Annotated in this window: 5 protein-coding genes and 1 tRNA gene; 2 read left to right on the top strand and 4 right to left on the bottom strand. The window is 47.9% G+C overall.

The window, feature by feature from the left end; all coding sequences use genetic code 11:
* Positions 1 to 168 precede the first annotated feature (168 nt).
* Positions 169 to 1,128 carry a tRNA 5-methoxyuridine(34)/uridine 5-oxyacetic acid(34) synthase CmoB gene (gene cmoB / locus FP815_14655; protein MBA3016169.1) on the top strand — a complete coding sequence of 320 codons (960 nt, stop codon included), beginning with the start codon at positions 169 to 171 and terminating at the stop codon, positions 1,126 to 1,128.
* A 12-nt stretch (positions 1,129 to 1,140) separates the two neighbouring features.
* On the opposite strand, the gene FP815_14660 is transcribed toward cmoB, so the two are convergent.
* Complete coding sequence (locus FP815_14660; protein MBA3016170.1) at positions 1,141 to 2,172, bottom strand: radical SAM protein; 1,032 nt, start codon at positions 2,170 to 2,172, stop codon at positions 1,141 to 1,143.
* Positions 2,169 to 2,894, bottom strand: a complete 726-nt coding sequence (rnc, locus tag FP815_14665; GenBank protein MBA3016171.1) for a ribonuclease III — start codon at positions 2,892 to 2,894, stop codon at positions 2,169 to 2,171. Before rnc ends, FP815_14660 begins: the two co-directional genes overlap by 4 nt.
* A gap of 132 nt (positions 2,895 to 3,026) precedes the next feature.
* Here rnc and FP815_14670 point away from each other — a divergent pair.
* Positions 3,027 to 3,102 (top strand) — tRNA-Cys (locus tag FP815_14670).
* Between the two features lie 217 nt (positions 3,103 to 3,319).
* On the opposite strand, the gene ccsB is transcribed toward FP815_14670, so the two are convergent.
* Both ccsB and FP815_14680 read right to left on the bottom strand, forming a co-directional pair.
* Positions 3,320 to 4,183, bottom strand: coding sequence for a c-type cytochrome biogenesis protein CcsB (gene ccsB, locus FP815_14675; protein ID MBA3016172.1), 864 nt, complete (start codon positions 4,181 to 4,183; stop codon positions 3,320 to 3,322).
* 20 nt (positions 4,184 to 4,203) lie between these two features.
* A partial coding sequence (locus FP815_14680) for a cytochrome c biogenesis protein ResB (protein MBA3016173.1) occupies positions 4,204 to 5,380 on the bottom strand: 1,177 nt, incomplete at its 5' end.

A 5,380-nucleotide genomic window follows, 5' to 3' on the forward strand; every position in this document is an offset into this window, starting at 1 on the left:
ATCGGCCCATTTGTATAGTGGGGTATAGCGAATGGGCCTCTTTTTCACCTTTATAGATTTGCTGAAGAGTTATGTTCGGACTCTGTTTGTTTTTTGGTTTTGAGTGGGATAGTGAACAAAAAAAACGAACGTGGACTACCCTTTCAAAGAATGGATTCATTATATACAATGGTACAAGACTATTTATCCTTTATGCCGACAGCCGATCATGCTGCGGTAAAAAAACTTCGTGCCAAATTAAATGAAAGGTTCTGGCAGGACAAGAAGGGATTTCTCCGCTTTCGTCAGCCGTTTGATTCTGTTTCTAATATTACTGCTCAGTCGGTAGATTTTTTGCACGATGTGGTATGCATCGGGGCGGAGGGAGATCTTGGACACGAAGATCTCCGGAGGGTAGATGCTGCGATGCGTGCCTTTATGCCATGGCGGAAAGGGCCATTTGAGGTATTTGGGATCACCATTGATGCCGAGTGGCGAAGTGATCGTAAATGGGGGAGGGTTTTGTCTGCGCTTCCCGATCTCGATGGCAAGGTGGTTGCGGATATAGGGTGTAATAATGGCTACTATATGTTTCGGATGGCGGCCAAGCGTCCAGCCGTGGTCCTTGGCTTCGAACCTTCAGTACAGCATTATTTCGCCTTTAAAACATTGAATAGTCTGGCTGATCAAAAAAATCTTTACATAGAGCCTTTTGGAGTGGAAAATATCGGCCTTTTTCCGGCCTGTTTCGATCTCGTTTTTTTAATGGGGATTATTTATCACCGGATATCACCGGTTGAGATGTTGAAGGAGATTAAGCAGTCAATCAAACCGGGGGGTACACTGATTGTCGAGTCGCAAGCCATCCCTGGTGAATTGCCGGTTGCCCTTTTTCCAGAAAAGACCTACGCCAAGGTCCCAGGGACCTACTTTGTGCCCACCTCGAGTTGTTTGGTGAATTGGTTGCTGCGGGCCGGGTTTGTTGATGTTGAGGTGTTTGCAGAGCATCCCATGGGTCCAGAGGAGCAACGACGAACCGACTGGATGACCTTTGAGTCTTTTAGTGATTTTGTGGATCCTGAGAATTCTCATCTAACTATTGAGGGATACCCCGCCCCTTGGCGTGTTTATGTCAAGGCAAGGGGGTAAGGTTCTCGAGCTTTAGTCGACCTCCTCCATCAGAACTTTCCCCCGTTGCCCTCCTAAATCTTTAAAAATAATTGTTGCATGGTCGAGTAGCCCAAGTCGCTTTAGTCGGAGTAGATTTTCTTCTTTATTGCCGGTGAGTAGTGATTGGTCCTGAATGGCGATAGTAATCCTACAGGGGCGGTTTCGGTAGTCGTGGAGTTTGCGCCTGACTTCGTGGAACAAGCGTCTGGCCTTGACCAATTCACCAAATGCAGGATGATATGGGCCTGCGATTAAATGTGCTTCAAGCTCAAGATTAGACTGGAGACCTGCTCGGATAACGGCGATATCTTTTTCAGCAAAAATTTGGGTAAGTCGAGCGGTGAGGGTGACGGCTTTATTCAGTGATAATGGATGGTATCTACCGGAGTGGTATAATTGTTCAAGGCCACTACCCTTGATGACAAGTGTTGGATAGATTCGAACAAAGTCGGGTTGCAATTGAGCGAGAGACTTTGCCCCCGAAACTGTCGTGATGGTGCTCTCTCCCGGGAGTCCAATCATGATTTGTGCACCTGTGGTGATCCCACAACTTTTGAGGATTGATAGCGCTTGTTTGATTTGATTTACGCTATGCCCTCTCTGGCTTTGATTGAGCACGTTCTGACTCATAGATTGGACCCCCAACTCAATGATCGTAACTCCGAAGTTGCGTAGGAATTCTGGTGTGGTGGGGGAAATATAATCGGGGCGGGTTGAAAGCCTAATTTCATCTACGTGGCCGGATTTGATAAATGGTTGCACCGCCTCAAGATACTGCCTCTGTAGATCAAAGGGGAGTCCTGTGAAGCTACCGCCATAAAAAGCAACCTGGGTCTTGCGTGGTGTTTGTCTCGACCTTTCAAGCCAGGCGCTGATTTCTGCAGCAACAGATTCTGTGGGACGGCTTAATGCTGGTGAGGAAGTTCCGGTGATGGGTATTTGGTTGCAGAAGATGCAGCGGTGAGGGCATCCCAGGTGATTAAGAAAGATTGGAATGATGAAAGGTGAGGGATGGTGACTCAAGGTTGGCGTAAATGGGTAATGGCTGCCGCTGCCGCTTTTTGTTCAGCTGCTTTTTTGCTTCTGGCCGAGGCGGAGGCCACGCATCGCCCAAGAAGATGGACAGAGACAGTAAAGATTTTGGCATGATCTGGTCCTTCCGAGCTTTCAAGGACATAGGCAGGGGCTGTATTGTGCTTTTCCTGGGTTAACTCTTGAAGTGCACTTTTAGGGTCACTGGCTTTCATGGCCAGTTGAGCCATATCGATTCGGGCATGGAATTGATGCTCGATTATTTCTTTGGCAGTCTGGTAATTACTATCGGAAAAAATTGCTCCGACCACAGCCTCGTAGGTAGATGCAAGAATGGAAGGTTTCTGGCGTCCTTTACTTTGATCTTCTCCCTTGCCGAGGAGTAAGAATGTCCCGATGCTCAGATCATTAGCTACAATGGATAGATGTTTCTCCTGGACAAGAGCGGAACGGAGTTTTGTTAACTCCCCTTCGGGTTTTTCCGGGTATAGCGCGATGAGTTGAGCGCCGATAACCAGATCAAGTACTGCATCGCCTAGAAATTCGAGAGTTTCATTGTCTGTTGCTACCAGTCTTGGGTGTTCGGCCCGGAAAGAGCGGTGGGTGAGGGCTCGGAGCAGGAGTGACTGGTCTGTGAAGCGGTAGCCGATTAGATTTTCTAACTGTGAAAGTTGGCAATGAGAAGGAATGAGATGATTTTGTATGCTGCTCATATGAAAGTAAGGGTACGTGATGGATGTTTAGTGTTTTTGAAACGTTGAAGTGATTGCTCGCATGCAAGTTTTCTCTTGTCAAATAGGTTAGTAACGGATATTATGGCCTTCAATTTTCCAAGTCGTTGATATGGCGGCGTAGCCAAGTGGCTAAGGCAGAGGTCTGCAAAACCTTTATTCATCGGTTCGACTCCGATCGCCGCCTCCATTTTGATAGAAAAAGGCCCCAGCATTATGCTGGGGCCTTTTTTTTGTGACCCACTGTATTTCTTAGTCGTTTTGTTGGTAGGTTGACTAATGAACCTGGTGGCCGCCTGTTGTTTCCTGGCGAAGTTCTTTCTGGGGACTACATAAATAAAGGCCGACGCTTGGTTTAATCGCATCGGCCTTTAATGATTGTCAAGGTTTCTTGCTGCTTTCTTACATTATGATGAGCCGTAGCTGTGCAGGCCTGAGAGGAGGAAGTTGACTCCATAATAGGTGAAGATTACGCTGAACATGCCGATGATGGCGATCCAGGCGATTCGCCGACCGCCCCAGCCTTTGACAAACCGGGCATGAAGAGCTGCAGCGTAGACAAACCAAGTAATGAGTGACCACGTTTCCTTGGGGTCCCAACTCCAGTAGGTGCCCCACGCTTCGTTTGCCCAAATCGCCCCGGTGATGATGCCAGCGCTTAGCCACACGAAGCCGAAGACAATGCACTTATAGGTCATGTCATCAATGATTCTGAGAGCAGGGAGTGTGGAAAGAAGGCCGCCTTGTTCCGCGCCTTTTTGTTTTTGCGCCTCCTCCTGACGGTCTTTTAATAGATACATGATTCCTATGCCGGCGGCGACAGCAAAAGCAGCATAGCCAATAAAACAGGTGACAACATGGGCAATTAGCCAGTTGCTTTGCAGGGCCGGCACCAATGGTTTGATCTCTGAAGAAATTTCAGAGGCGAAGGATGCGTAGGCCATGCTGAAGAAGGCAAATGGGACGGCGAAGGCGCCTATGAGGCGGTTCTTGAATTTCCATTCCATCCAGAGATAAAAGATAGCGATAGACCAAGCAAAAAAGACCAGAGATTCATACATGTTGGACAGTGGCGCGTGGCCGTAACCCATTTGGTATGATTCGATCCAGCGCAGGATTATGCCGGCGGTATTTGCCAGAAAAGACAGGAGAGTAACCAGCGAGGCGACATAACCAATTTTCTCCGCCCGGAATATGAAAATCGCGATATAAAGAATTGAGGCAAAAAGATAGCCAAAGGTGGTAAAACCTAAGAGATCACTGCTATTCATAATCGTTCCTTTTGTGTGTGTTACTGGGGCAGTGCTGCGAGAGAAGAATCGTCTGCGACTTTATCATAGATGATATCGAGATCTTTTTCAAAGCCGATTTTATTCTTATTGCTCATCCCGCTGACCAGGATGCTGGTTTTCTTGCCATCGTTCGATATGAAAACCCATACCCGGCGATGGGACATGAAGAAGATCACAATCAGTCCTAGTACCATCATGATGCAGCCAGTATATACTGTCCAAACACCTGGGTCTTTGACAACTTGAAGACCGGTTGCAAATCGTGGTTTGGCAGTAAAAATATACGTAGTATCCGGACGTTTAATCTTTGCCGTGCCACCCTCATTGATCCAGAATTCCGATGGTCCTGACTTGCCGTCCGAAAACCAGATTTTGTATTGATATCGTTGCGTCATGTCCGGACCTGACATGTCGGTGATGCCAAAGGTTACGTTTTCAGCCAGCCATTTGTTTTCCTGCCGGGGGACGATAATAAATTTCTGCGCAGCTTTTGTTGTTTCGTTGGTGATTTGGGTACTGAATTGACCGTCAACAGGCTGGTAGCTCGATTGGTAGAAGGTCAATCCGCCAAACTGCATCGGGTCATTAACGACGATTGATTTTCTGTACAACTCTTGGTCGCCTTTGAGGACTACTAGGTCAGAGCGGTACTCTTTGGGCATTCCGGTATCGTAATAAGTCAGTTGGAAGTCGTCGCAACGCACAGTGAAATCCAAAGGGATGGGGGTGTGCTCGGAATTTGATTGGTAGACCTGGCTGGTGGCCCCGCCTTCCGGGATCAGGACACTGGCCTTGTATCCGTAAAATGACCCGATCAGAGCACCAGCAAAAATCACCAGAATGCTGATGTGGACGATGATTACTCCTAATCGGGTCCAGGGGCCTTTTTGTGAGAAAAGAAGCGTGCCCCCGTCTTTTTCTGCCTGGCTGACTTTCCAGCCAGTGGCGCCCAGGATATTTGTGAGGGTGTTTACGGCTTGATCGATAGCGGCTTGGGTGCTGAAGTTACGACGCATAGCCATTTTTCCTAAGCGATCGGCTGAGGTCGTGGCCAGGTTGTCCTGAGTGACCACTTTCCAAATGTGTGGAAACCGTTCTATTGTACAGACAGTCAGGTTGAGAGAGAAGAGCACCAGCATGGAAACAAACCACCAGGAGTTGTACATGTCCTGGATG

It is taken from the genome of Desulfobulbaceae bacterium (genome assembly GCA_013792005.1).
GTDB lineage: Bacteria > Desulfobacterota > Desulfobulbia > Desulfobulbales > VMSU01 > VMSU01.

Bases quoted from the DNA above. Each gene is read 5' to 3' on its own strand.
- ccsB (MBA3016172.1), bottom strand. From the start codon at position 4,183: ATGAATAGCAGTGATCTCTTAGGTTTTACCACCTTTGGCTATCTTTTT.
- rnc (MBA3016171.1), bottom strand. From the start codon at position 2,894: ATGAGCAGCATACAAAATCATCTCATTCCTTCTCATTGCCAACTTTCA.
- cmoB (MBA3016169.1), top strand. From the start codon at position 169: ATGGTACAAGACTATTTATCCTTTATGCCGACAGCCGATCATGCTGCG.